The 25,625-nt window shown below is 67.0% G+C and carries 18 protein-coding genes and 1 pseudogene; 13 read left to right on the top strand and 6 right to left on the bottom strand.

Annotated features, from left to right (window positions below; translation table 11 throughout):
- Positions 1 to 431: 431 nt before the first annotated feature.
- Positions 432 to 1,817: a type II toxin-antitoxin system HipA family toxin YjjJ gene (gene yjjJ / locus FHY19_RS17420; protein ID WP_259167460.1), complete on the top strand. Its 1,386-nt coding sequence runs from the start codon at positions 432 to 434 to the stop codon at positions 1,815 to 1,817.
- A gap of 104 nt (positions 1,818 to 1,921) precedes the next feature.
- On the opposite strand, the gene FHY19_RS17415 is transcribed toward yjjJ, so the two are convergent.
- From FHY19_RS17415 to FHY19_RS17405, 3 genes are all read right to left on the bottom strand, one after another.
- Complete coding sequence (locus FHY19_RS17415) at positions 1,922 to 4,735, bottom strand: TonB-dependent receptor (RefSeq protein WP_259167459.1); 2,814 nt, start codon at positions 4,733 to 4,735, stop codon at positions 1,922 to 1,924.
- A 734-nt stretch (positions 4,736 to 5,469) separates the two neighbouring features.
- The gene (gene groL, locus FHY19_RS17410; RefSeq protein ID WP_039421754.1) at positions 5,470 to 7,110 is read right to left on the bottom strand and encodes a chaperonin GroEL; all 1,641 of its coding nucleotides are present in this window, start codon (positions 7,108 to 7,110) and stop codon (positions 5,470 to 5,472) included.
- Positions 7,111 to 7,257: 147 nt separating this feature from the next.
- Positions 7,258 to 7,545, bottom strand: coding sequence for a co-chaperone GroES (locus tag FHY19_RS17405; protein WP_003483210.1), 288 nt, complete (start codon positions 7,543 to 7,545; stop codon positions 7,258 to 7,260).
- A 418-nt stretch (positions 7,546 to 7,963) separates the two neighbouring features.
- Between FHY19_RS17405 and FHY19_RS17400 the strand changes: the two genes are divergently transcribed.
- From FHY19_RS17400 to accC, 8 genes and pseudogenes are all read left to right on the top strand, one after another.
- A complete protein-coding gene (locus FHY19_RS17400; protein WP_259167457.1) occupies positions 7,964 to 9,739 on the top strand; it encodes an endonuclease in 1,776 nt (591 codons plus the stop codon).
- 583 nt (positions 9,740 to 10,322) lie between these two features.
- A complete protein-coding gene (gene cutA, locus FHY19_RS17395) occupies positions 10,323 to 10,646 on the top strand; it encodes a divalent-cation tolerance protein CutA (RefSeq protein WP_259155714.1) in 324 nt (107 codons plus the stop codon).
- A 15-nt stretch (positions 10,647 to 10,661) separates the two neighbouring features.
- Positions 10,662 to 12,983 carry a protein-disulfide reductase DsbD gene (locus FHY19_RS17390; protein WP_259167455.1) on the top strand — a complete coding sequence of 774 codons (2,322 nt, stop codon included), beginning with the start codon at positions 10,662 to 10,664 and terminating at the stop codon, positions 12,981 to 12,983.
- 449 nt (positions 12,984 to 13,432) lie between these two features.
- Positions 13,433 to 15,484, top strand: a pseudogene (locus tag FHY19_RS17385) (prolyl oligopeptidase family serine peptidase); the annotation flags it as partial.
- Positions 15,485 to 15,985: 501 nt separating this feature from the next.
- Entirely contained in the window at positions 15,986 to 16,432 is a 447-nt protein-coding gene (gene aroQ / locus FHY19_RS17380; protein ID WP_046964208.1) for a type II 3-dehydroquinate dehydratase, read from the top strand.
- A gap of 97 nt (positions 16,433 to 16,529) precedes the next feature.
- Positions 16,530 to 17,012: an acetyl-CoA carboxylase biotin carboxyl carrier protein gene (gene accB, locus FHY19_RS17375; protein ID WP_259155718.1), complete on the top strand. Its 483-nt coding sequence runs from the start codon at positions 16,530 to 16,532 to the stop codon at positions 17,010 to 17,012.
- 78 nt (positions 17,013 to 17,090) lie between these two features.
- Entirely contained in the window at positions 17,091 to 17,420 is a 330-nt protein-coding gene (locus FHY19_RS17370) for a four helix bundle protein (protein ID WP_259167706.1), read from the top strand.
- Between the two features lie 42 nt (positions 17,421 to 17,462).
- Positions 17,463 to 18,830 carry an acetyl-CoA carboxylase biotin carboxylase subunit gene (gene accC / locus FHY19_RS17365; protein WP_046964211.1) on the top strand — a complete coding sequence of 456 codons (1,368 nt, stop codon included), beginning with the start codon at positions 17,463 to 17,465 and terminating at the stop codon, positions 18,828 to 18,830.
- A gap of 530 nt (positions 18,831 to 19,360) precedes the next feature.
- Here the strand turns inward: accC and FHY19_RS17360 are convergent.
- Together FHY19_RS17360 and FHY19_RS17355 are read right to left on the bottom strand one after the other, a co-directional pair.
- Positions 19,361 to 19,726: a hypothetical protein gene (locus FHY19_RS17360; protein ID WP_259167451.1), complete on the bottom strand. Its 366-nt coding sequence runs from the start codon at positions 19,724 to 19,726 to the stop codon at positions 19,361 to 19,363.
- The gene (locus tag FHY19_RS17355; protein WP_259167448.1) at positions 19,723 to 20,646 is read right to left on the bottom strand and encodes a hypothetical protein; all 924 of its coding nucleotides are present in this window, start codon (positions 20,644 to 20,646) and stop codon (positions 19,723 to 19,725) included. Before FHY19_RS17355 ends, FHY19_RS17360 begins: the two co-directional genes overlap by 4 nt.
- A 981-nt stretch (positions 20,647 to 21,627) precedes the next feature.
- Here FHY19_RS17355 and prmA point away from each other — a divergent pair.
- A complete protein-coding gene (gene prmA / locus FHY19_RS17350; protein WP_259167446.1) occupies positions 21,628 to 22,548 on the top strand; it encodes a 50S ribosomal protein L11 methyltransferase in 921 nt (306 codons plus the stop codon).
- Between the two features lie 12 nt (positions 22,549 to 22,560).
- Here the strand turns inward: prmA and FHY19_RS17345 are convergent, their stop codons facing one another.
- Complete coding sequence (locus FHY19_RS17345; RefSeq protein WP_259167444.1) at positions 22,561 to 23,058, bottom strand: hypothetical protein; 498 nt, start codon at positions 23,056 to 23,058, stop codon at positions 22,561 to 22,563.
- A 145-nt stretch (positions 23,059 to 23,203) separates the two neighbouring features.
- On the opposite strand from FHY19_RS17345, the gene FHY19_RS17340 reads away from it, so the two are divergent.
- The 3 genes from FHY19_RS17340 (at position 23,204) to fis (ending at position 25,333) form a co-directional block, all read left to right on the top strand.
- The gene (locus FHY19_RS17340; protein ID WP_046964217.1) at positions 23,204 to 23,581 is read left to right on the top strand and encodes a helix-turn-helix domain-containing protein; all 378 of its coding nucleotides are present in this window, start codon (positions 23,204 to 23,206) and stop codon (positions 23,579 to 23,581) included.
- A gap of 308 nt (positions 23,582 to 23,889) precedes the next feature.
- On the top strand, positions 23,890 to 24,945 hold the full coding sequence (locus FHY19_RS17335; protein WP_259167443.1) for a DUF3426 domain-containing protein: 1,056 nt from the start codon (positions 23,890 to 23,892) through the stop codon (positions 24,943 to 24,945).
- A 115-nt stretch (positions 24,946 to 25,060) separates the two neighbouring features.
- On the top strand, positions 25,061 to 25,333 hold the full coding sequence (fis, locus tag FHY19_RS17330) for a DNA-binding transcriptional regulator Fis (protein ID WP_002804983.1): 273 nt from the start codon (positions 25,061 to 25,063) through the stop codon (positions 25,331 to 25,333).
- Positions 25,334 to 25,625 lie beyond the last annotated feature (292 nt).

Raw genomic sequence — 25,625 nt, 5'->3', positions numbered from 1 at the left:
GCTGACGTGCAGACTTCCTTACCTGCAGCAGCAGTGTCACGGAATGTTGCCGCGCGTGCCCGGCGCGGTGCGATGCTGGCGTGGAGGTCTACCCGCCTGAAAGCGGATGCAAAAGGTACAGGGCGCGCCTCACCTCGGCACACCATGCGGTGTTTCAGGCCCGCTCTTGGCGACAAGCGGATGCGCGCACCGCGTCCGGGCGTTGTGACATGAACGATGCCGCACTGCGACGCTCGTCGTTTCTCAAGCGCCGCTGGGGCCGTCCAGCTCTGTGCAAGATCGTGCTCCGGGCACTCTCCGGCCCAGAAACACCGAAAGTATCGTTTCACTCTCAATACCTGATGTATCTCTGAATTGTGAAATTTCCCATACAAGTCATGTACTTGTTACGCGATCAAACCTGATATATCGTTTCATAAATCGTTTCACTCGTGGTTTGCATGCCTCAGCCCGAAGCAGTAGAACGCCTGGTCACCACGCTGCGCGTCAACGGCCCGTTGCGCGGCGCCGATCTTGCCGCGCGATTGGGCGTGAGCAAGGCAACACTTTCTCGCCTGGTTGCCGCCGCAGGAACTGCGGTGCGGCGCTACGGCAGCGCACGCGCCACCAGTTATGCCGCCGCAGGCGAGGTGCGGGGCGCGCGCGCCTGGCCGCTCTACCGCATCGACAGCCATGCCCGCGTTGTGGCGCTGGGCCAGCTGCATGCACTCCATCACGACCATTTCTTCGTGGAGCTGCTGCAGGAAAACCCGGTGCTCCTGCATCCGCCGATGCAGCTGGGCGTGTTCGAGTCGCTGCCCTGGTTTCTGGATGACCAACGCCCGCAGGGATTTCTCGGGCGCAATCTGGCACGTCGCGTCTCCGGGTCGTTGCGGCTACCTGAAAATCTCATGCTGTGGTCGCCCAGTGACACACTCGTCGCGCTGCTGTCCGATGGTCACGACCAGCTCGGTGACCTGCTCGTGGGCGAGCATGCGCTGGCTCGCGCGCTGTCGTCGATCGACCAGCCTGAGTGCATCGACATCGAGGCGCGCCTGCACGCATATCTCCAGCATGCCGATGCCGCCCTGCGCGGCGAGGACGTCGGCTCGTCCGCTGCAGGCGAGCAACCGAAGTTCACTGCCGTGCTGCGCGAACATGGCGTGTATCGTCCGGTCATTGTGAAGTTCTCCGACCGGATCGATCAGCCGGCCGGGCGGCGCTGGGCGGACCTGCTGCAGATGGAGCACCTTGCGAGCAACGTGCTACTTGCCGGCGGCATCGCAGCCGCAACGACGCAGCGGCTGCAGGCCGGCGAGCGCGTCTTTCTCGAATCCACGCGCTTCGATCGCACTCCAACGCTGGGCCGCCACGGTTTTGTCTCGTTGATGGCGATCTTTACCGCGTTCTATGGGCAGTCGGAGGTCGGCACGTGGCGCGCGCTTGCGCCACTGCTCAAGCGCGATGGTTGGCTGAGTGCGGACGATGCAGAGCGTCTTGAGGTGATCAGCTGGTTCGGCGTGCTGATCGGCAACACCGACATGCATCTGGGCAATGCAGCGCTGATTCTTGCCGACACCTTTCCGCTGCGGCTTGCGCCGGTGTACGACATGTTGCCGATGGCGCTGCGGCCGGCATCCAGTGGCGAAATCGTGCCGCGGGATATCGAGATTCCACCACCCACGGTCGGTCAATTCGCACAATGGCGACGCGCCGCGGAGATGGCCGAACAGTTCTGGCAGCGGTCCATCGACGACGTGGCCTTGAGCGATCCAATGCGCGGCATCGCCACGCGTGCGTTGGCAAGCTTGCGCCGAACCGCATCGCGTCTTGCCTGACATCGCGTCTTGCCTGGTGTTACGCCGCGCCTATATGTGTCACCGCAATACCCGACTGCACGCCACGGCGATGAGGCCATGGCGTGCAGTGGGGCAAACGTCACTCAAAACGTAAACACATACTCCGCCGCCACTTCGCGGCCGATCGGGTTGAACAAGGTGGTGTTGTAGAACCCGTAGCCGTAGAAGCGCTCCTTGTTCTCGTAGCCCACTTCGTTGAACACGTTGTTGACGTAGAAGTTGACCTTGGCGTGGTCGGTGATCTTGTAGCCGGTGCTCAGGTTCCAGTAGATCGCCGGGCCCACGCGGCCGAAATAGCGCTTGCTGGTCCGGCCCAGATTCACGTTGCCGGTGTCGGTGACCAGGCATTCGTCCGAGGCGCTGGGCTGGTAGCCGTCGTCGAAGCGGGCGCAGGTGCCCCAGTTGACCGCGCGCATCGAGCCGAGCCGGCGGAAGTACACCGTCCAGTCCCAGGCGCCGCCGTTGTCCCAGTGCACGCTGCCGCGCACGCGGCTGCGCACGCGTTCGTCGCGACGGTTCTCGTCGCTGTCGGTGCGGTAGATCTGTTCGCGGTAGGCGGTCAGGGTGTTGTAATCCAGCGACAGCTGGAAGTTGCCCCAGCCGGCGGTGGCAAGGCGATACTTCAGCGAGGCATCGATGCCGGAGGTTTCCATCTGCGCCAGGTTGATCGGGCCGCGCTCGATGCTGGCGATGGTGCCATCGGCATTGCGCACCACGCGCGAGGTGATGGTGTCGCAATACCCCGCACCGCCTGGATTGTTCCAGGCACCGCCGCTGATGGTGGTGCCGGTGCGGCAGCCGGCTTCGGCCGACAGGATCTCGTCGCGGTCCAGATCCTTGATCATTTCCTCCAGCTGGATGCGGTAGTAATCCACGCTCAGCGACAGCCCTTGCGCGATGTCCCACACCACCCCGCCAGTGAACGAGCGGCCGGTTTCCGAGCGAAGATCCGGGGTGCCGCGCCGATTCACATCCACGGTGTAGTAGATGTTGTTGTTTTCGTCGTTGCAGCCGCCGGTCTGATACGCGCCAGAGGTAATGCAGCGGTACTGGTCGATCACGGTCTGGTTGGTGGAGCTGGGTTCGCCGAGCACGTAGTGCATGTCCGGCGCGCGGAAGCTGGTGGCCAGCGTGCTGCGCAACAACAGGCTCTCGACCGGGCGCCATTCCAGACCCGCGCTCCAGGTGGTATCGCTTTGCGTGCCGACATCGGTCGCAATCGCGGCCGAAGAGCGGTAATTGCCGTAGCGATCGTAGCGACCGGCGACATTGGCGCTCAACGTCGACAACAACGGGATCTGGAATTCAAGACCGGCCGAGCTGCGCAGGCGTTCGCCGCCGCCGCTATCGACCACGTCCACCGGGTAGCACTCGTTGGCGCACGGGTCCGGCGACAGTTGATAACCCTGCTTGGCCACTTCGGCCACGGTGGCGAAACGGATCGGCCCGGCCCAGCCCTGCACCAGATCGCCGCTGAGGCTGAAACTGGCCTGATTCACCCACGAATACGCCGAGTTATGCGATTTGGCGACCAGCTGGTCGTACTGGTTCGACGACAGCGGCGCATACAGCCGTGCTTCGTTGATCGCATAAATCGGCGAGCCGTCGGCGGCGGTGCCGGTGGGGCTGCCGAGGAAGTACTCGGTGGCGCGCGCGGTATCCACAGTGCGGATGTATTCGTCCACGGTGTAGCGCGAGCGGCCCACGCTCAGCTCCCAATCGAAGCGATCGGCCCAGACCCCGCGCAAGCCGGCGCTCAGATCCCAGGACTGTTCCTTGTTGTAGTTGGCCAGCCGGTCCCAGCCGCCGGCTTCGCGCCGGGTGAGCTGACGGATCAGGTTCAACGAGCGTCCGGTGGCCGCGTCCTGGAACGGGCCCAGGTAGGCGTATGGCGGATCGTAGGTCCAGCGCCCGATGCTGCGGTTGGCCGACAGCGTGGCCCACGCCTCGGTGGCCTCGCCGAACTTCCAGGTGCCGTAGAGATACGCCGAATAATCTTCGCTGCCGGTGACCAGGCCCCAATCGCCGTAATCGCGCGCCACGCCGCAATAGTTGCCCGCATTGGTCAGCGCGCCGCTGTTCTGGTCGTAGCTCAGCCGCGGCGCATCGACGAACTCGCCGCCGAAGCGCGCGCAGGTGCCCGCAGGCGGCGCCAGACGCTCGTTGGTGTTGGCATCGACCAGGCTCAGGCCGGTGAACGGGTTGAAGCCGTACAGACGGTTCTGCCCGGTCCAGTTGGAATAGGACATGTCGTCCGAGTCGTCCATCTGCGGGCGATCGCGGCCGCTCAAGGGGTCGCGCCGGGTGGCCTGCAGGGCGTAGGTCACGCTCCAGTTTTCGCCGGTGCGCCCGCCCGCCCACGACACATCGAAACTGTCGCGCCCACCTTCGGTGGCAGTGCCGCCACGCAGGCGCAGCTGGTCGCCCTGGTAGTCGCGTTTGAGGATCACGTTGACCACGCCGGCCACCGCGTCCGAGCCATAGATCGCCGAGGCGCCGCCGGTGAGGATCTCGATGCGCTCCACCGCCGCAGACGGGATGTTGCTGTAGTTGGAAAAGTTGCTTTCGCCGCCGTACGGCAGCGGGTAATCGGCCACGCGGTGGCCGTTGACCAGCAGCAGGGTGCGCCCGGGCCCCAGGTCGCGCAGATTGATCGGCGAGGCATTGGGCGTGTGCGAGCCCCATTGCGTATCGGCTTCCACCGAGCCCTGCTGGTTCATGCTGTTGAGCACGTCGTAGACAGTGGCAAAGCCTTCCTGCTGGATCTGCTGCGCGGAGATGGTGACCACCGGCTGCGCGCCTTCGACCTGCGCGCGCTTGATGCGCGAGCCGGTGACGCTGACCGCATCCAGGGTGGAGGTGGCGCGTGGTGTGTCCGGCTCGGTTTGCTGGGCCATGAGCGGCGGCGCAGCGGCGGCCGTCAGTGCAAGGGACACGGAAATCGACAAGGCAAGACGATGACTGCGGCAGTTCATAAGATCCCCGGGAGAAGCCGGACGCGGCCGGCGTGGCAGTGCACTGCAACGACGTCTGCCGGCGATGCACGCACCGCCGCCCCTTGTCCGATGGCCCCCCGACCACGCGGCGCAAACGCCTGCCCGAATGACGCTAGAACTGCGATGACATCGGTGTCAACACCTAGTCATGCAAGTGTGATTGACGTCGCGATCTGCGTGGTTTTGCGATGTCGCACACGGTTGGGGCCGCGAGCCGGTTGCGCGGGCGCCGCATCGATCCTGCGTAGGAGCGCACCCGGGCGCGACCGGAGCGTTATCGGTGAGGCCTCTTCGCGCCCAGGTGCGCTCCTACGAGGTCGTGGGGGTCTGCTTGGTCATGCATGCGCGAGGGTTCGGCCGCGAGCCGGTTGCGCGGGCCCTGCATTGGCCGTGAGTAGGAGCGCACCCGGGCGCGACGGGGCGTTATCGGTGAAGCCTCTTCGCGCCCAGGTGCGCTCCTACGAGGTCGTGGGGGTCTGCTTGGCCTGCGCGACCAACGGCGAACGTGCATCTGCCACATGCTCCGGTGCAGATCATCCATCGACGACCGCCTCTTGCGGCATCCACGACCGCCCACAAAAAACCCCGCCTTTCGGCGGGGTCCTTTTGTGTTGCAACAGCCGAAGTGGCGTGGATCAGAAATCCATGCCGCCCATGCCGCCCATGCCACCGCCGGCCGGCATCGCCGGCTCGTCCTTCTTCGGTGCATCGGCCACCATGGCTTCGGTGGTGATCATCAGGCCGGCGATCGAGGCTGCGTTCTGCAGCGCCGAACGGGTGACCTTGGTCGGATCCAGGATGCCGAACTCGACCATGTCGCCGAACTCGCCGTTGGCGGCGTTGTAGCCGTAGTTGCCGGTGCCTTCCTTGACCTTGTTCAGGATCACGGACGGCTCTTCGCCGGCATTGGCCACGATTTCGCGCAGCGGGGCTTCCATCGCGCGCAGGGCGATCTGGATGCCGTGGGTCTGGTCTTCGTTGGCACCGGTCAGGTTGCCGACGGCCACCAGCGCACGCACCAGGGCCACGCCGCCGCCCGGGACCACGCCTTCTTCGACGGCTGCACGGGTGGCGTGCAGGGCGTCTTCGACGCGGGCCTTCTTTTCCTTCATTTCGATTTCGGTCGAGGCGCCGACCTTGATCACGGCAACGCCGCCGGCCAGCTTGGCCACACGTTCCTGCAGCTTCTCGCGGTCGTAATCGGACGAGGTGTCTTCGATCTGGGTCTTGATCTGGCCGACGCGCGACTCGATCGCGGCCGAATCGCCAGCACCGTCGATGATGGTGGTGTTTTCCTTGGAGACCTGCACCTTCTTGGCACGGCCCAGGTCCTTGATGGTCGCCTTCTCAAGCGCCAGACCCACTTCCTCGGAGATCACGGTGCCGCCGGTCAGCACGGCCATGTCTTCCAGCATCGCCTTGCGACGGTCGCCGAAGCCCGGTGCCTTGACGGCCACGACCTTGACGATGCCACGGATGGTGTTGACCACCAGGGTCGCCAGCGCTTCGCCTTCGACTTCTTCGGCGACGATCAGCAGCGGCTTGCCGGCCTTGGCCACGCCTTCCAGCACGGGCAGCAGGTCACGCACGTTGGAGATCTTCTTGTCGTGCAGCAGGATGAACGGATCATCCAGGTCGGCCGACTGGCTCTGCTGGTTGTTGATGAAGTACGGGGACAGGTAGCCGCGATCGAACTGCATGCCCTCGACCACGTCCAGCTCGTTTTCCAGGCCCGAGCCTTCTTCAACGGTGATCACGCCTTCCTTGCCGACCTTCTGCATCGCTTCGGCAATGATGTTGCCGATCGATTCGTCCGAGTTGGCCGAGATGGTGCCGACCTGGGCAATCGCCTTGTCGTCGGTGGTGGGCTTGGAGATGTTCTTCAGCTCGATGACGGCGGCCTTGACGGCCTGGTCGATACCGCGCTTGAGGTCCATCGGGTTCATGCCGGCGGCCACGGCCTTGGCGCCTTCGCGGATCAGGGCCTGGGCCAGCACGGTGGCGGTGGTGGTGCCGTCGCCGGCGTTGTCGTTGGTCTTGGAAGCGACTTCCTTGACCATCTGCGCGCCCATGTTCTCGAACTTGTCAGCCAGTTCGATTTCCTTGGCGACGGAGACGCCGTCCTTGGTGATGGTCGGCGCGCCGAAGCTCTTCTCGAGCACGACGTTGCGGCCCTTCGGGCCCAGGGTGGCCTTGACGGCATTGGCGAGAACGTTGACGCCACGGACCATGCGGGTACGTGCGTCTTCACCGAAACGAATGTCTTTAGCAGCCATTTGTATGTAACTCCGGAAATGGGGAATGGGGAATGGGGAATCGGTCAATCAAGGGCGGATATCGAGGCGGGGTGGGATGGCGAAGGGCGCTAGCCGCTTTGCCCATTCCCGATTCCCCACTCCCGATTCCCGGCGCAGAGCGCCTGATCAGCCGATGACCGCCAGGATGTCGTCTTCGCGCAGCACCTTGTACTCGACGCCTTCGGACTTGTAGCTGCTGCCGGCGTACTGGCCGTAGATCACCTTGTCGCCGACCTTGACCACCGGCGCGCGCAGGCTGCCGTTGTCCAGCGGCTTGCCGGCGCCGATGGCGACGACTTCACCCTTGGTGGACTTTTCCTTGGCGGAGTCCGGAATCACGATGCCGCCGGCGGAAACTTCGTCGGCTTCGATCGGCTTGACTACAACGCGGTCGTGAAGCGGCTTGATGCTCATAGAGAAAGACCCTCTTAAGTGATTGATTGGCCTGGAAATTATCGGCGATGTTAGCACTCGCATATGACGACTGCCAGCACAGCGCGCGGAAAAAACCCGACAGAGCGGGTGCGGGCCAGAGATTGTGCTGGGCGGGCGGGTTTCAAGGGCCGGGCGCAAACTTTTTTCTTCGGCAGGTCTGATTCGCAGGCCAGGCAGCGACAACGGAGGCCCAGTAAACCGTCATCGGGCGGGCCTGGGGCGGCGCGCAGACAGGCCGCGCGCGTAGCCGTCGCTAGCTCATCCCCTGGCCGCCGCTCCACCCGCCCCGCCATGCGGGCCGGGCGGCACGCGCTCTAAAAATGGAACCAGGTTCCATCGTTTGTCATGCGCAGACTCTACAGTCGGACCCGCATTCCCCGATCACAAGGAGCTGTCGATGAGGTTGCCGTTCCGTAGTCTTCCGCTGGCCTGCGCCATTGTCCTGGCCGTCCCCGCCGCCCACGCCGCGGTGTTCATCAACGAACTGCATTACGACGACGCGGGCGCCTCCGGCGATACCGGCGAAGGCGTGGAAGTGGTGGCCACCGCCGGCGAGTCGCTGAGCGGCTACCGGATCTATCTGTACAACGGCAGCGCGCCCAGTGCGGCGACGGTCTATGCCAACACGGCAGTCCCGGCCGGCAGCCTGGTCAGCTGCGGCAGCCAGGTGCGCGTGGCCACGGTGAGCTACGCCAGCAACGGCGTGCAGAACGGGCCCAACGACGGCGTGGCGCTGGTCGATCCCAGCGGGCAACTGGTGCAGTTCCTCAGCTACGAAGGCGCCATCACCGGCAGCGGCGGGCCCGCCGCCGGCGTCACCAGCCAGAACCTGCCGGTCAGCGAGAGCAACAGCAGCGCGGTCGGCAGTTCGCTGCAACTGACCGGCACCGGCAGCAGCGCGGCCAACTTCAGCTGGGCCGGCTCGTCGGCGCAGACCTTTGGCGCGTGCAACCGCGGCCAGACCTTCAACGGCAGCGGCGGTGGCGGCGAAACCGGCGCTGCACCATCGATCACCAGCACCACTCCAACCCAGGGCGCGACCGGCTTCCCCGCCGCGGGCGATCTGAGCGTGGGCTTCAGCGAGGCGGTGACGCTGAGCGGCGGCGCCTTTGCGCTGAGCTGCGCCAGCTCCGGCACGGTGGCCTTGAGCTACCCGAGCAGCGGCACCCGCTTCACCCTGTCCACCAACACCGCCCTGGTCGGCGGCGAGCGTTGCACCCTGGCGATCACGGCCAGCGCCATCCGCGATGCCAGCGGGCTGAGCCCGGCGGCCAATCAGTCGATCGCCTTCACCGTGGCGACCGCCAGCGGCGGCGGTACCGGCTACTACTCGCGGGTCAACACCACCAGCCCCAGCCAGCTGCGCTGCTCGCTCAATGCGACCATCCGCGGCCACACGGTCTATCCCTACAGCGGAACCGGCACCAACACCTGGACCATCCTGGAGATGGCCGACGAGGACCCCAACAACAGCGGCCGGATCCTGGACGCCTACCGCAACCGCAGCTACGCCAAGGGCAGCGACCGGGCCGGCACCGGCAGCGGCCTGACCTACAACCGCGAGCACACCTGGCCCAACTCGCTGGGTTTCGGCAGCGCCACCGGCGATCGCGGCCTGCCGTATGCGCCCTACACCGACACCCACATGCTGTACCTGACCGACACCACCTTCAACGCCGACCGCGGCAACAAGCCCTACGCCACCTGCACCAGCAGCTGCGGCGAGCGGGTGACCGAGGTCAACGACGGCAGCGGCGGCGGCAGCGGGCGCTATCCGGGCAATTCCAACTGGGTACGCACGCCGGACGGCAACAGCGGCACCTTCGAGGTGTGGGGCAAGCGCAAGGGCGACATGGCACGCGCGGTGATGTACATGGCGATCCGCTACGAAGGCGGCGTTGATGCGACCACCGGCCAGTCCGAACCGGATCTGGAACTCACCGACGACCGCAGCCGGATCGTGCAGACCGCATCCTCGCCCGCCTACATGGGCCTGCTGTCCACGCTGCTGGCCTGGCACCAGGCCGACCCGCCGGACGATGCAGAACGCGCGCGCAACCAGGTGATCTTCAGCTTCCAGGGCAACCGCAACCCGTTCGTCGATCACCCCGAATGGGCCACCGCCGGCCTATTTACCTCGGCCAAACCGGCCAGCTGCCAGCTGGCCAACTGAGCCACGCCGGCCCGACGCGCGCTGCGTCGGGCCGGTGCGGCTGGACCGCTGTTCCGCGCGTGCCAGGAAGGCCGGCGTGCCGTGAGGCGTCGGGCGCCAGCGGCGATGGTCGGCAGCATGTCGCCAATCGCCGCGAGGCTGCCGCCTGGCGTTGCACGCAAACCGATGGCGCATGCGAGGCGACGACCACCGTCAGCACCAGGCGGTCATGCCCCCCTGGCCCGGCATCGCGATGCCGGGCCAGGGAAACTGGTCCCTCCAATCCACATTGTCCGCAGGAGCGGGGCCTTGTTGTTAATCGCGGGCCAGCCTCGCTTTGCACGACCCTGTTGTTGGCGCGGAGCGCGGTCCAGGCACGCATCGGACAGCGGTGCATCCGGCGCTTGCAAGTTACCCGGCGTACTACGCTCATCGGCGTGCGCACAGACGCCGTTCTAGAAGCCCGGCACGCCTGTTCGGCTCACAAAGACCTGGACAGCGCTACGCACGGCCCGCCGGCGGCGCCAATCCAGCGAAGTTGACGCCCTGTTCCGGAATGCGCAGTCGCTCCCCCCGCAGACAGGGGATTACACTGCCAGACCGAATGAATGCCTCTTCCCTCCATTTGTTGTTCAGCACCTGCCCGGATGCGGACAGCGCCGACCGTATTGCGCACGCCTTGCTCGACGAACGCCTGGCCGCCTGCGTCACCCAGTTGCCGGGCGCGCAATCGCTGTACCGCTGGAACGGGGCGATCGAGCGCAGCACCGAAGTGCAGCTGCTGATCAAGACCTGGGAGGATCGCCTGCCGGACGCCATCGCGCGGCTGCGGGCACTGCATCCCTATGAACTGCCGGAGGCGGTTGCGGTCCAAGCCAGCGCCGGGCTGCCGGCGTATCTCGATTGGGTCCGGGCCGATACCCGCTAAGGAATCCTGACGTCCATGAAGTTTCTGTCCCGCTGGATCGCCCGCTGCGCACGGTTGTCCGCCCCTGTCATCGCCGCCTCGCTCGCACTGGCGGCGCCCGCCGCGCAGGCGGTCAGCGAGGCCGACCTGCTGCCGGTGGACCAGGCCTTCGCGCTCAGCGCCCAGGCCGACAGCCGCGACAGCATCGGCCTGAGCTGGAAAATCGCGCCGGGCTATTACCTGTATCGGCACCGCATCAGCGTCAAATCCGGACAAGGCTTTGCTGCCGGCGAACTGGCGCTGCCGGAAGGCCAGAGCAAGCACGACGAGTTCTTCGGCCAGGTGCAGACCTACCGCAAACAACTGCAGGCCACCCTGGCCGGCAGGGCCGATCCGGCACTGAAAACCGCGGTGCTGCAGGTGCAATACCAGGGCTGCGCCGATGCCGGGGTGTGCTACCCGCCGCAGCGCCGCGAGATCCGGGTGAGCCTGCCCGGCGCACCGACGGCGGCGGCCACCACCGCCACGCCACGCGAAAACCTGGGCGCCCTGGTGCCGCGCGCCGCGCCCGGCCCGCGCCTGTTCGGGGCGCCCGGCCAGGGCGCCGGCGTGGATGCGCTACCGTTGCCGGCCGAGCAGGCCTTCACCTTCGAGGCCATCGTGGGCGATGGCAACAGCCTGCTGCTGCGCTTCACCCCGGCACCGGGCTACTACCTCTACCGCGACCGCACCTCGCTGGCGGTGGAAGGCAGCGGCGGCGTGCGCACCGGGCTGCCGCGCTGGCCGCAGGGCAAGACCCATCGCGACGAACATTTCGGCGATGTGGTGGTGTATTTCGACCAGGCCGAAGTCACCCTGCCGCTGCTGCGCGAGCATCCCGACCCGGCGCGGGTGACCCTGGTGGCCACCTTCCAGGGCTGCCAGACCGACGGCATCTGCTACCCGCCGATGACCCGCCGCGTGGCGCTGGACCTGCCCACCGGCACGGTGTCGCCACAGAACCAGGCACAAGCCGCCCCATTGATGATCTCGCCGCTGGCCGCCGGGCAGGCGCCGCCCGAGCCCGCCCCGGCAACGGCGCCGAACGCCAAGACGCAACCCGCGCCTACAGCGGCAGCCGACAACCCGCAGCGCACCCAGCCGCCACACACCGACAAGGGCCTGCTGGCGATGCTGGCGCTGGCGCTGCTGGGTGGGCTGGTGTTGAACCTGATGCCGTGCGTGCTGCCGATCCTATCGCTGAAGGTGCTGGGCCTGGCCCATAGCGGCGAGAGCCGCAGCCACGCGCGCAGCCATGCCATCTGGTATTCGCTGGGCGTGCTGGTGTCCTTCGCCGCCATCGGCGGGCTGGTGATCGCCCTGCGTGCGGCCGGCCAGGCGGCCGGCTGGGGCTTCCAGCTGCAGCAGCCGTGGTTTGTGGCGGCACTGGCCTATCTGATGTTCGCGGTGGGCCTGAGCCTGTCGGGCGTGTTCACGCTGGGCAGCAACCTGGGTGGCATCGGCCAGTCGCTGGCCGCGCGCAACGGGCCGCTGGGCGACTTTTTCACCGGCGTGCTGGCCTGTGTGGTCGCCAGCCCCTGTATCGCCCCGTTCATGGGCACCGCCCTGGCCTATGCGTTCACCGCACCTGCGCTGCTGGCGATGCTGGTGTTCCTGGCACTGGGCCTGGGCCTGGCGCTGCCGTTCCTGCTGATCGGCTTCATCCCGTCGCTGGCGCGGCGCCTGCCCACGCCCGGCGCCTGGATGGAAACGCTCAAGCAGGTGCTGGCGTTCCCGATGTATCTCACCGCGATCTGGCTGCTGTGGGTGCTGGGCAAGCAGCGCGGCGTGGATGCGCTGGCCCTGATGCTGGTCGGCGCCACCCTGCTGGCGCTGGGCCTGTGGTGTTTCGAGCGCAGCCGCTGGACCAGCAACCGCGCCGGCCTGCGCCTGGCCGCAGCGATGCTGGTGCTGGCCATCGTGCCGGTGGTGGGCGTCACCCGCCTGCGCCTGCCGGCCGCCACCGCCGCCAGCGAAGGCGTGGTCGCGTTCTCGCCGCAGCTGCTGGACCGCCTGCGCGCCGACAACCGCGTGGTGTTCGTCAACATGACCGCCGACTGGTGCGTGACCTGTAAGGCCAACGAAAAGAACGTGCTGGGCAGCGCCGACTTCCGCGACGCGCTGCGCCGTGTCGATGCGGTCTACATGAAGGGCGACTGGACCAATGTCGACCCGGCCATCAGCACCTTCCTCGACCAGCACCAGGCGGTCGGCGTGCCGCTGTACGTGGTCTATGGCCCCGGCGCCCCGCCGGCGATCCTGCCCACGGTGCTGACCAGCGCGATCACCGAGGATGCATTGCTGCGCGCGGCGCGGTGAGCGGCTTCTTCGACGCCCCGATGCATGCGTCTGGCGAGCGCTGCACAAGCGTACAGATTGTGCCCGCAAGGTGATCTGAAGAACCTGCGCGTCTTGCTGTCGCCGGCAGCCTGCCCCGCTCACCGGCGCACGGCCGACGCCGCAAGATGCCGACGACCATCATCCGTCGCGATCGAGCCCGGAAACGATTAACTCGGCCGCATCCGGTTATTTTTATTTTTGTATAAAGTCGCCGCGGCGCGAACGGATGTTTCTCGGCGCGCATTTCTCAACATTACTCACTGCGCGGTCGCAGCGCGAGATTCGACTTTATGCTGTCGCCCCCTTTCGGCGATGGCAACATAATGGCCCCCACGTCCACCTTTTTCGGCGCAGCCTTGTTTCTTGCCGGCATTGCAGGTGTCGATGCAGCACCTGCGACACCCGGCATTGCGGCTACTCCACCCGCTGCGGCCAGCGCAGACCCGTATCTGTGGCTGGAAGATGTCACCGGCACAAGAGCGCTCGACTGGGTAAAGCAACAAGATGCACGCACCGAGAAACAACTGGCCGACACCGCCGAATTCAAGCAGCTGGAAACACGGATTCGTGAAGTCATGGACTCGGATGCGAAGATTCCCGACGTGCAGAAGATCGGTGACAGCTACTACAACTTCTGGCAGGACAGAGAGCACAAGCGCGGCATATGGCGACGGACTTCGCCGGCCGAATATCGCAAGCCCGCACCCAAGTGGGAAACCGTGCTGGATCTGGACGCCCTCAACCAGAGCGAGGGCAAGGATTGGGCATGGCAGCACGAGGACATCGACTGTCTGCGTCCGGCCTATCGCCGCTGCCTGATCACGCTGTCGCGCGGCGGTGCCGATGCCGACGTCACCCGCGAGTTCGACCTGGTCGACAAGCAGTGGGTGCAGGACGGCTTCGTCCGGCCCGAAGCCAAGGGCGAGCTCTCCTGGATCGACCAGGACACCGTCTATGTCAGTACCGATTTCGGTGCTGGCACCACGACCGACTCGGGCTACGCGCGCGTGGTCAAACAATGGAAACGCGGCACCGCCCTGGACACCGCCACGACCGTCTACGAGGGCAGCCCGCAGGATATGCGCGTGAGGGCCTTCCATGACGACACCCCGGGCTTCGAGCGGGACATCGTGATTCGCGAGCTGGGCATCCGCAACAAGCGCTGGTATCTGCGCGACAGTAGCGGACACCTGGCCCAGATCGAGGTGCCGGACTCGGCGACCAAGCAGTTGCATCGCCAATGGCTGACGCTGGAGCTGCGCGAGCCGTGGAGCGTCGGCGGCAAGACCTATGCAGCCGGCACGCTGCTGGCCACCCGTTTCGACGATTTCATGGCGGGCAAGCGCGCCTTCGAGGTGGTCTTCCAGCCCACCGACACCGCCTCGCTCAGCAGTGCCGTCTGGACCCGCTCGCACCTGGTGCTCAACATCCTGGATGACGTCAAAACGCGGCTGAGCGTGCTGACGCCCGGTGCGCAGGGCTGGAAGCGCAGCGCGTTCGTCGGTGCACCCAGTTTCGGCGCCGCAGAGATCAAGGCGTTGGACGACCTCGACAGCGATGCGGTGTGGCTCACCGTCGCCGACGACCTCACTCCGCCCACGCTGTCGCTGGCGCAGATCGGCAAGCAACCGCAGCGCCTGAAAGCGTTGCCGGCGTTCTTCGATGCCAGCCGGTTCCTCATCGAGCAACACTTCGTGACCAGCAAGGACGGCACCCGCGTCCCGTATTTCCTGGTCCGTCCGAAGGCGCTGGCATTCGATGGCAGCGCACCGACCCAACTCTATGGCTATGGCGGTTTCGAGATCCCGATGCTGCCGTACTACTCCGGCGTCATGGGACGAGCGTGGCTGGAGAAGGGCGGGATCTTCGCGCTGTCGAACATGCGTGGCGGCGGCGAGTACGGCCCGCGCTGGCACCAGGCCGCACTCAAGCAAAACCGGCACAAGGCCTACGAGGACATGGCCGCCATCGCGCAGGACCTGATCGCACGCAAGGTCACCTCGGCCAGGCATCTGGCCGTGCGCGGCGGCAGCAACGGCGGATTGATGGCCGGCAACATGCTGACCCAGTATCCGCAGCTGTTCGGGGCGGTAGTGATCGAAGCGCCGCTGCTGGACATGCGCCGCTATAACCACCTGCTGGCCGGCGCGTCATGGATGGACGAGTACGGCAACCCGGACACTGCGGACTGGTCGTTCATCCAGACCTTTTCCCCATATCACCTGTTCGATCCGAACAAGACCTATCCGCCCACGATCTTCCTGACCTCCACCCGCGACGATCGCGTCCACCCTGGGCACGCACGCAAGATGGCCGCCAAGATGCTGGATGCAGGCAAGGACGCGGTGTTCTACGAAAGCATGGAGGGCGGCCACGCCAACCCTGGCGACAATGCCCAGGCTGCGCACCGTGCTGCGCTGATGTACACCTTCCTGTGGCGACACCTCGGAGGCGACACCGCGGCAACCGAGGGCAGGTAGGCCATCGGCGGCGGGGCGCATCGCTGCACCGACGCTTGTCTGCGCGGGCATCCGGGGCGGCAACGGCGCCCATCGTGCGCGGTGGGTGCGCGCGGCCAGCGTGGGTGCCGCTCACTGCGGCAGGCCGCTCCGGCGGCGCAACCTGACCGATGGCGCCTCGCCCCCGCTGGCGGGAACGGCCGAACTTGCTGCCACGGGCACAGAACCACGACGCGCAGCAGTGGAAGATGCGCAGACCGGTCCCTGCGCCGCGCTGCACCACCACCGATGCCGGTGCCGGGGGGGCCACTGGCAGGACTGGTGGGCAGCAGCCGTGACGATGCGGCCTGGCACTGCAGGCTGCCGCAACAGGGCCGCCTGGGTAGATGCCCTCCGCACCTGACTGCGCCGACAATCGCCGCAAGAATTCAAACGATTGTTTAAAACAGCTATAACTTCTGCTATCTGGACAGCATCGCCCACATCGCGCAGACTTCCGGCCTTTCCGCTCCGCTGGATCCCATGGCCCACCTGCTGCTGTTGCACGGCCCCAACCTCAACCTGCTCGGCACCCGCGAGCCGGAGGTCTACGGGCGCACCACGCTGGCGCAGATCGATGCGGCCCTGGTGGATCGCGCGCAGGCAGCCGGGCACACGCTCAGCAGCCTGCAGTCCAATGCCGAGCACGTGCTGGTGGAGCGCATCCACGCCGCCCGCGAGGACGGCACCGCCTACATCCTGATCAACCCGGCGGCCTTCACCCATACCTCGGTGGCGCTGCGCGACGCGCTGCTGGGCGTGGGGCTGCCGTTCGTGGAGATCCACCTGTCCAACCCGCATGCGCGCGAGCCGTTCCGCCATCACAGCTATCTCAGCGACAAGGCCGACGGGGTGATCTGCGGCTTCGGCGCAGACAGCTACCGGCTGGCGCTGGAAGCGGCGATCGCGCGCCTGGAGCGCGACGCATGACAGGTGCCCTCCCCCCATCGGCCACCGCGCCGAGGGTCTGACCCCATTCCGTCGGCATCCGCCGGCACTCTCCACCGATTCACCACAAGAGGCCCTTATGGATCTCCGCAAAATCAAGAAGCTGATCGACCTGCTCGAAGAATCCAATCTCGCCGAAATCGAGATCAAGGAAGGCGAAGAAAGCGTGCGCCTGGCGCGCGTTCCCAAGGGCACCCAGGTGATGAGCGCGCCGGTGCAGCAGTACGCACCGGCCCCCGCCGCCGCGCCGCAAGCGGCCTCCATGCCGATGCAGTCGCCCACCGAGGCTTCCACCGGAGGCGCCAAGCAGGCCGCTGCGTTGCCGGAAGGCCATGTGCTACGCGCGCCGATGGTCGGCACGTTCTACACCTCGCCCTCCCCCGACAAGCCGGCATTCGTCGCCGTGGGCCAGGCGGTCAAGGCCGGCGACACCCTGGCGATCATCGAGGCGATGAAGATGTTCAACCCGATCGAAGCCGACGTTTCCGGCACCATCGTGGCCATCCTCGGCGAAACCGGCCAGCCGGTGGAATTCGATCAGCCATTGTTTGTGATTGGCTGAAGCGCCGGGGAATCGGGAGTGGAGAATCGGGAATCGGCAAAGCGGCCTCATGAACGTCTGGAGGCGTGGCGCGATTCCATGGAGCTTGTGGAAATGATCTATCGGTTCACCGAAATCTTTCCCGAGCAGGAGCGCTACGGCCTGACGGCGCAATTGCGCCGTGCAGCCGTCAGCGTCCCGTCGAACATCGCCGAAGGTGCGGCGCGGCGCTCAACTCCCGATTACGCGCGGTTTCTCTCGATTGCGCGCGGATCGCTCTCCGAACTGGATACACAGGTCCAGATCGCCGTCCGACTGGGCTACAGCAGCACCGAGGACGAAGACATCGTCAGCCAGCAGGTCGACCAGGTCTTCGCCAAGCTCACCGCATTGATGAATGCCTTACGCAGACGTGGAGCCGCACCATGATGCCCGCATCTACCCATTCCCCATTCCCGACTCCCTATTCCCATGCTCGATAAAGTCGTCATCGCCAACCGAGGCGAAATCGCGCTGCGCATCCTGCGCGCGTGTCATACGCTCGGCATCCGCACGGTCGCGGTGCATTCCACGGTCGACCGCAACCTCAAGCACGTGGCCATGGCCGACGAGTCGGTCTGTATCGGCCCGGCCGCCTCCAGCGACAGCTACCTCAATATCCCGGCGTTGATCGCCGCGGCCGAGGTGACCGATGCGCAGGCCATCCATCCCGGCTACGGTTTTCTCTCGGAAAACGCCGACTTCGCCGAGCGGGTGGAAGAATCCGGCTTCATCTTCATCGGCCCCAAGGCCGACACCATCCGCCTGATGGGCGACAAGGTCGAGGCGATCCGCGCAATGAAGGCCGCCGGCGTGCCGTGCGTGCCCGGTTCGGGCGGCCCGCTGGGCGATGACATCGTCGCCAACACCAAGGTGGCGCGCGAGATCGGCTACCCGGTGATCATCAAGGCCGCCGGCGGCGGCGGTGGGCGCGGCATGCGCGTGGTGCATTCGGAAGCGGCGTTGAAGGCTGCGATCGAAACCACCAAGTCCGAAGCCAAGGCCGCTTTCAGCAACGATCAGGTCTACATGGAGAAGTTCCTGGAAAATCCGCGCCACGTGGAAATCCAGGTGCTGGCCGACGGCCAGGGCGGTGCGATCCATCTGGGCGAACGCGATTGCTCGATGCAGCGCCGCCACCAGAAAGTGGTGGAAGAAGCGCCGGCCCCGGGCATCACCGAGGAGTTGCGCAACGAGATCGGCAAGGTCTGCGTGGATGCCTGCATCCGCATCGGCTACCGCGGCGCCGGCACCTTCGAGTTCCTGTTCGAAGGCGGGCGCTTCTACTTCATCGAAATGAACACCCGTATCCAGGTGGAGCACCCGGTGACCGAACGCATCACCGGCATCGACCTGGTGTGCGAACAGTTGCGCATCGCCGCCGGCCACAAGCTCAGCATCAAGCAGAGCGACATCGTGCTGCGCGGGCATGCGATCGAGTGCCGCATCAACGCCGAAGACCCGGAAACCTTCATGCCCAACCCGGGCCTGATCACCGCCTTCCATCCACCGGGCGGCCCGGGCGTGCGGGTGGATACGCACATCTATGCCGGCTACAAGGTGCCGCCGAACTACGACTCGATGATCGGCAAGCTGATCGTGCACGGCCCCGACCGCGAGACCGCGATCGCGCGCATGCGTGTGGCGCTGAGCGAGATGGTGGTGGACGGCATCAAGACCAATATCCCGCTGCAGCAGCGCATCATGCGCGACAAGGGCTTCCAGGCCGGTGGGCAGAACATCCATTACCTGGAAAAGCGCCTGGCCGAGCGCAAGAACAAGTCGATCGCGCTGACCTGATCGCACTGGCCATTGCACCACGCAACAAGCCCGGGAAACCGGGCTTTTTGCGTTGTTTCCCGGTGCATCGCGACGACACCCCCGCACCGGCACCCATGCGGCCAGCCGACCGATGCGTAGGAGCGCACCCGGGCGCGACCACGCCTTATCGGTGGAACCCCGTCGCGCCCAGGTGCGCTCCTACGCGAGCCGGGAGCCTACAGAATTAGGAGTGATCGCACTGGCTATTGCACCATGCGACGAGCACGGGACACCTGGCTTGTCGCATGACTTGCCGGTGCATCGCCTCGGCAGTGCGCCGCGCAGGCCAGGCACGCGGCTGGATCACAGCCGGCACCAGCAAACTATGCGGCCCGCCGACCGATGCGTAGGAGCGCACCCGGGCGCGACCGCGCTTTGTCGGTAGAATCCCGTCGCGCCCGGGTGCGCTCCTACCGGAGCCGGGGTGCTACCGGATCCGCTGCGCAGATCGTCAGTCGTGCGCGCGGATGCGCAGCACACCCGCATCAGGGCGCGATGCGCTGCATCGCTCAACGCCGCGGCGCAGGCGCCTGCTGGCTGCCCGGCACCGGCACGATGCCGCTGGACGAGGCCGGGTCGACCACCATCATGGTTTCGGTGGAGCCGTCCGGCCAGACCACCTGAAACATCGAGCCGGCCGACAAGGTGGAGAACGGCATCGCGCTGCTGGCGCGGTACACCGCGGCCACCTCGCTGGCGCCATGCCGTCGCTGCTGCTCGTCGGCACCGACCGTGGTCGATCTGATCGACAGCGGCTGGTAACGGTGATCGGCGGTATCGATCATCACGATGCCCACCGCCGCGGCCGAATACGCCACGAACAACGCCACCCAGAACCAGAACTTGGCGCCATGCGCCAACCGACGGTAATTCATGACTGCGCTCCCGGATCGGACACCAACCTATCGACCATCTCATCCACGCTGTCTGCTCCCTGCCGCGGCACCGCGGCGTCGAATACGAACGACACAAAATCCTGCGCGCCCTCGCGCGAGCAGATGCCCGCGTTGGCGCAATAACTGGTGACCAGCGTGCTGTCGGCGCTGCAGTCCAGGCCCAGGCGGCACGCCGCCACCTGCCAGGCGAGTTCGGCGAACTGATCGCCGGCCACATACCCGTCCAGACTGTCATCGCCGCTGGCGCGCGCGCCCATCGCCGGCGCCAGGGCCAGGTAAGCCTCCGGGTCGCGCGAAGCCAGCACACGGCGCACCAGCGCGCGCTTGTAAGTGGGCGTTGCCTGCAGCGGTTCGCCCAGGGCCAGCAACGCGGCCTCGGCAGCCAGGCTGCCGCCGCGCGCGGCGCTTAGCCGTTGTTGCGCGACCAGGCGCGGGCCCAGCCCATCGCTGGGGGCAAAGCCGGCGCAGCGCTGCGCCACCCGATCGCGTGCAGCGTGCATCGCCGCCACGCCCGGGGTCTGGTGCGTGGCGATCCACGCGCTGTCGGCGGCATAGCCGGCCGGGCTGGACGCATACGGCGCGCAGTAATCGTAGACCCGGCTCAGGCGCCAGCCAGCCTGCGCATCGCCGGCACGTACCTGCTGCTGCAGTTGCTGCGCATAGCGATACAGATCCTGCTGTGCATCCACCGCATCGCGATAGCTCAGTTGCAGCGCGTTGCCGCGTTCGGAAGATGGGTGCCGCGCTGGTGGTGCCGCAGGCTGGTGCACGGCGCCGATGCTGGCGGGTACGGCAGTGGCGCGCACTGCCGGCTGCGCACGCAGGTGCCACCACGCTGCCGTCGCGAGCGCGACGGGAGCGAGCAACAGCCAGAAATGGCGGGCACGGACAAGCGGCATCACAGCGGCAACCCAGCTGCGGAAGACGCCCGCAGCAACGGCGCGGAGTCTAGCACCCGGCCGTGCACGCGGCGGCCGGCAAGCGAACGCTGCCTTTACGCGCAGCGCGCCTGGGCGATGCCTGCAGTGCCGGCGCAGATCGGGCAATAGGCGACCGCGCGATCAGCAGACAGGCGCGACCTTTGCCGGGAGTGGGCATGTAGCGCGCGAATGCCGCTGGCCAGTGCAGTGCCATCGATCATTGTCGATACGGCGTTCGCCCCCGCCTGGCAATCGCTCGCTACGTCTTTTCAGCGCTGATGTGCGCAGCGCCCTTCGCCTGGGCGCTGCGTGTGCCTGATCGCATCGCATCGCATCGCGGGTGTGGGTGTGGGTGTGGGTGTGGGTGTGGGTGTGGGTGTGGGTGTGGGTGTGGGTGTGGGTGTGGGTGTGGGTGCGGGTGCGGGTGCGGGTGCGGGTGCGGGTGCGGGTGCGGGTGCGGGTGCGGGTGCGGGTGCGGGTGAAGCGTAGCCAGCACATGTGGGGACGTCGCACTGCCGGCAAGCTCGCGGACGTCTGCCTGACAGAAGCAATACACGGCAGTCTGCGCATGAGCACTCTTATCGCAATGCGCCTATCGCTTGTGCGAAAGGCGCCCGGTCGCATCGCGCTCTGGCTCCTGTATCCGGCGTAGGCCTTGCATGTGGAGACAGCGCGATGCCGGAACGCTCGCGGAGCTCTGCCTGACAGACAGAATGGGTGTGCGTCGACGCGCGAGCGCACCAGTGCGAGGCACCTGTTGCGTGCGTGTCTCGTGTGTCCGGCGGCTTCGCGCTCCGCGTCTGGATGCAACGCGCGTCTGTCGCGTAGACGCGTCTGGCGCATCGGCGCGTGATCCCGCCCCGGTATTCCACCGCGCCATGCACCCGGCAGGGCGCAATGCCTCAGCCCGCCGCCGCGAATGGTCTACGATGCACGCCTTGATGATTGCCGACTGCCACGATGCCGTTTCTTGAACTGACCCTGCCCTGCTCCGATACCACCCAGCCCCGCTTCCAGAACGCGCTGGAGGACGTCGGCGCGCTGGCGGTGACCCTGCTCGATGCCGATGCCGATACCAGCAACGAGCGCGCCATTCTGGAGCCTGGCGTGGGCGAAATGCCGTTATGGAATTCGCTGGTGCTGACTGCGCTGTTCGATGGCGAGAGCGACGCGCTGGCAGTGCTTGCGGCGCTGGAAGCGTTCGACCCAGAGCTGGACTGGAGCCAGGTGGCACTGCGCATGGTCGAGGACAGCAACTGGGAACGCGCCTGGATGGATCTGTTCAAGCCGATGCAGTTCGGCGCGCGCACCTTCATCGTGCCGTGGAATCACGACCTGCCCGAAGCGGCCGACACGCCGCAGGCCGCCGTGGTGCGGCTGGATCCGGGCCTGGCGTTCGGGTCGGGAACGCACCAGACCACCGCGCTGTGCCTGCGCTGGCTGGACAGCCTGGCCGGCAGCGGCGAGTTGCAGGGCCGCAGCGTGCTCGACTTCGGCTGCGGCTCGGGCATTCTGGCCGTCGCCGCGCTGAAGCTGGGCGCCGCCAGCGCCGTGGGGGTGGACAACGACCCGCAGGCGCTGCTGGCGACGGCCGACAATGCCGAGCGCAACGCCGTGGGCGCGCAGCTGGCGGTGTATCTGCCGCAGGACGAGCCGGTGCAGACCTATCCGGTGGTGGTCGCCAACATCCTGGCCTCGGCACTGGATGCGTTGGCCGACACCCTGGCCGCACGCGTGGCGCCGGGCGGCCGCATTGCCCTGTCGGGCATCCTGCACGGCCAGGAGGACGAGTTGCTGCAACGCTACGCGCCCTGGTTCGACCAGCTGCGTTGCGAGCGCGACGAAGACTGGATGCGCATCGACGGCGTCCGCCGCAGCTGATCGCCGGCTCGCTCACCGCTGCGGGCGGCTGGCGCGGATCCGCGCGGTGGTCACCGCATCGGCCACGCTGATCGCACGCAGGCGGGTCACCGCCTGCCAGCCGGCACGCTGTAACGCCACACTGCGCCAGCTCCCGGCCTGCCGGGCCGCACCCACACGCAAGCCCAGCTCGGCTAGCAACAGCGCCACCCAGGCGCCCGCCGACCACGCCTGCACGCCGGCCAGCGCCACGCCTGCAGCCAGAACTGCAAGCGTCGCCCCGATCCCCAGCAAGGACCAATGCCGATAGCGCAGCGCCCAGCCGCGCGGCGCCAGCGCGGCTGACCAATGCATGCCCTCGGCAATGGCATCCCACTCCTGATTGCGTCGCCAGACCTGGTAGCAGGGCGCTCCACGAAAGCGCGCGACCGCCGGATCCAGCGGCGAATCGGCCGGCCACGGTGCGTTCGGCGGCGGTGTCTGGCCAGGCCGCTGGCCGGGGTTTGGAGTGACAGGCTCGACCATGAACATCCTCCTTGAGTTCGCTGTGATCACATCCTCGACGCCATTGAGACAGTATCGCAAACATATGTCGATATGAAAGTTATACGAACTATCCCAAAGCGCTGCTAGGGCTATATCTCCCGGCCCTGTCCGCCTCCCGATCCGGTGCCGTGTGAGCAAGCTGTACGAACGAGTACGCGAAGCCCGCAGCTTCACCAAGCTGACCCAGGAAGCCCTGGCCGGCGAGCTGGGCGTCACCCGCAGCGCAGTGGCGCAGTGGGAAATGGCCGAGGGCACCGCGCCGTCGGTGGAGAACCTGATCGGTCTGGCCAAGCGCAGCGGCATGGCGTTCGAATACCTGGCCACTGGCCGCGGCGACCGCGTGTTCGGCCCGCCGGTGTCGACCATTGCCGAGGAACCGGCCCAGTACCGTCGCCTGGACGATCAGCAACGCGTGCTGCTGGCCCGCTTCGACACCCTGGCGCCACGTCAGCGCAGCGGGCTGCTGGATCTGCTGCTGGCCGAGGGCAAGACGCGGCGCAGGCGGTGAGCCCGGGATTCGGGATTCGGGAGTCGGGAGTCGGGAGTCGGGAGTCGGGAGTCGGGAGTCGGGAGTCGGGAGTCGGGAGTCGGGAGTCGAAACAGCGTGTTTGCTGCGGCGTCGTGTGAGCTGCGGTGGTGTTGGCGGTTGTCGTGGGCAAACCGCGACTTTCCGTGCACCTGCTCCTGGTTGGCGTCGCCGTATCGCCGCCAGGGCGCTGGGCCGGCGTGCGCGGGTGGAGCACGTCGCTGTCCCACGACGTTCGCCCATCGCTGTAGCCGTGGTTGAATAGCGGTCTTCCCGCTGCACGCCTGCCGATGTCAGAGACTCCGCCACCGCGCCGCCCCCTGGCCACCTTTCTGCGCGCAACGCCGTCGCCTGCACCGACGTTGATTCAACCGCCCGTGGTGCCGGCCACTGCGCCAGCGGAGCAGGTGGTGCCGATGCCCGCGGCCGGGCTGCCGGCTGCTCCCGTATCGCAACCGGTGCCTGCGCCCGAGGTCGCTGTAGCAGACGTGCCGGTCGTGCGTGCGCCGCTTACCGCGCCGGCACAGACCCCGTCGCCCGCTGATGCAGACGGCAGCGCCCATCCGGGCCACTCCGGGCTGCAGGAAACCGCCGCGCGTGCACGCGTGGCGCCGCAGCTGGCGCTCGAGCAGGACGCGGCAGGCGCGGCGCCAGACGACACCATGACCAGCACCGCGCCCGACGCCGCAGACCGGCAGGAGAGCGAGGCTGTCGATGCGGGCAACCTCGACGCGTCCACCGTCGCGCTCGCAGCCGACGCGCAGCACGACCACGCCGCCGGGCAGGCGCGCGCCCACGCGACGCCAGTGCATCCCTTGCCCGCGCCTGCCGTGGCAGCGCCCACCTTCGCGCGCCGAGGGCTCGGCCGCCCACGGCTGCGTGCCAGCGGGCGGCAGTGGGCGCTGTTGTTTGGCCTGGCCGGGTTGCTGGGCCTGCAGATCGTCATCGCCGACCGCGCGCATCTGGCCGGCGACGCGCGCTGGCGGCCGCTGGTGGCCAGCGCCTGCGCGGTGGTGCGCTGCACGCTGCCGGCGTGGCGCGAGCCGGCCACGCTGACCCTGCTCAATCGCGACGTGCGCCCGCTGCCCGGCGTGTCCGGCGTGCTGGAGATCCAGGCCAGCTTCCGCAACGATGCGCGCTGGGCGCAGGCCTGGCCCTGGTTGCAGCTGTCGCTGTCCGATGCCGATGGGCGGGTGATCGGCACCCGGGTGCTGTCGCCGCAGGAATATCTGGGCAAGGCGCCGGCCGAGCACGACACGCTGGCGCCGGGTCAGGCCGTGCAGGTGGCGTTTCGCGTCCGCGAACCGGCCGCCAGCACCGCCGCCTTCAGTTTCGACTTCCGCTAAGCGGACACAACATCGTCCGATCGCCACATGGGCGTGGCGAGCGATGAGGTCACGCGCTAGACTCACTCCCCCTCGCCGGCCACGCGCCCCGGCCTCGTGACACTGGGAACTTCCTTTGAACGCAGCCCCCTCTCGTCCTGACACCAGTCGTGGCGCCCCGAAGTCGCCGCTGCGCGAACACGTGGCGCAGTCCGTTCGCCGTTACCTGCGCGATCTGGACGGCAGCGACGCGGACGATGTCTACGAGATCGTGCTGCGCGAAATGGAGATCCCGTTGTTCGTCGAAGTGCTCAATCACTGCGAAGGCAACCAGAGCCGCGCTGCGGCGATGCTCGGCATTCACCGCGCCACCTTGCGCAAGAAATTGAAAGAGTACGGGCTGACGTAGGACGGGATTCGGGATTCGGGAATCGGGATTGGGGAATCGTTGGAGCGTGGGTGTGCTGCGGGCTGGTAGTGCGCTGGGCTGGCACGCTTGGTGAGGTGACGCGGCCGTTAGTCGATGCTTGCAGCGCATTGTGGAATGTTCTGCGTGTTGATGCCCGGTAGGGCTGCCTGATGCGCCCCCCGCTGCCACGCCTCTGGGCAGGACCTGCTTAGTCCCCAGCGTGGCCCGCATCGCGGGCCGACCTCATCTGATCGGGCCAACCGCCGCCTAGCCGGCGGTTGGCCGTAGCCTC

The organism is Xanthomonas sp. 4461, assembly GCF_024806475.1.
Classification (GTDB): domain Bacteria; phylum Pseudomonadota; class Gammaproteobacteria; order Xanthomonadales; family Xanthomonadaceae; genus Xanthomonas; species Xanthomonas arboricola_F.
The sequence above is the reverse complement of the archived record's forward strand: the minus strand, read 5'-3'. Positions and strand labels throughout refer to the sequence as shown.

What these genes read in the sequence shown, in the direction of transcription:
- groL (WP_039421754.1), bottom strand. Translation starts at nt 7,110, where the DNA reads ATGGCTGCTAAAGACATTCGTTTCGGTGAAGACGCACGTACCCGCATG.
- accC (WP_046964211.1), top strand. Translation starts at nt 17,463, where the DNA reads ATGCTCGATAAAGTCGTCATCGCCAACCGAGGCGAAATCGCGCTGCGC.
- accB (WP_259155718.1), top strand. Translation starts at nt 16,530, where the DNA reads ATGGATCTCCGCAAAATCAAGAAGCTGATCGACCTGCTCGAAGAATCC.
- FHY19_RS17400 (WP_259167457.1), top strand. Translation starts at nt 7,964, where the DNA reads ATGAGGTTGCCGTTCCGTAGTCTTCCGCTGGCCTGCGCCATTGTCCTG.
- FHY19_RS17335 (WP_259167443.1), top strand. Translation starts at nt 23,890, where the DNA reads ATGTCAGAGACTCCGCCACCGCGCCGCCCCCTGGCCACCTTTCTGCGC.
- cutA (WP_259155714.1), top strand. Translation starts at nt 10,323, where the DNA reads ATGAATGCCTCTTCCCTCCATTTGTTGTTCAGCACCTGCCCGGATGCG.
- FHY19_RS17355 (WP_259167448.1), bottom strand. Translation starts at nt 20,646, where the DNA reads ATGCCGCTTGTCCGTGCCCGCCATTTCTGGCTGTTGCTCGCTCCCGTC.
- FHY19_RS17390 (WP_259167455.1), top strand. Translation starts at nt 10,662, where the DNA reads ATGAAGTTTCTGTCCCGCTGGATCGCCCGCTGCGCACGGTTGTCCGCC.
- aroQ (WP_046964208.1), top strand. Translation starts at nt 15,986, where the DNA reads ATGGCCCACCTGCTGCTGTTGCACGGCCCCAACCTCAACCTGCTCGGC.
- FHY19_RS17370 (WP_259167706.1), top strand. Translation starts at nt 17,091, where the DNA reads ATGGAGCTTGTGGAAATGATCTATCGGTTCACCGAAATCTTTCCCGAG.
- FHY19_RS17405 (WP_003483210.1), bottom strand. Translation starts at nt 7,545, where the DNA reads ATGAGCATCAAGCCGCTTCACGACCGCGTTGTAGTCAAGCCGATCGAA.
- prmA (WP_259167446.1), top strand. Translation starts at nt 21,628, where the DNA reads ATGCCGTTTCTTGAACTGACCCTGCCCTGCTCCGATACCACCCAGCCC.
- FHY19_RS17415 (WP_259167459.1), bottom strand. Translation starts at nt 4,735, where the DNA reads ATGGCCCAGCAAACCGAGCCGGACACACCACGCGCCACCTCCACCCTG.
- FHY19_RS17360 (WP_259167451.1), bottom strand. Translation starts at nt 19,726, where the DNA reads ATGAATTACCGTCGGTTGGCGCATGGCGCCAAGTTCTGGTTCTGGGTG.
- FHY19_RS17345 (WP_259167444.1), bottom strand. Translation starts at nt 23,058, where the DNA reads ATGTTCATGGTCGAGCCTGTCACTCCAAACCCCGGCCAGCGGCCTGGC.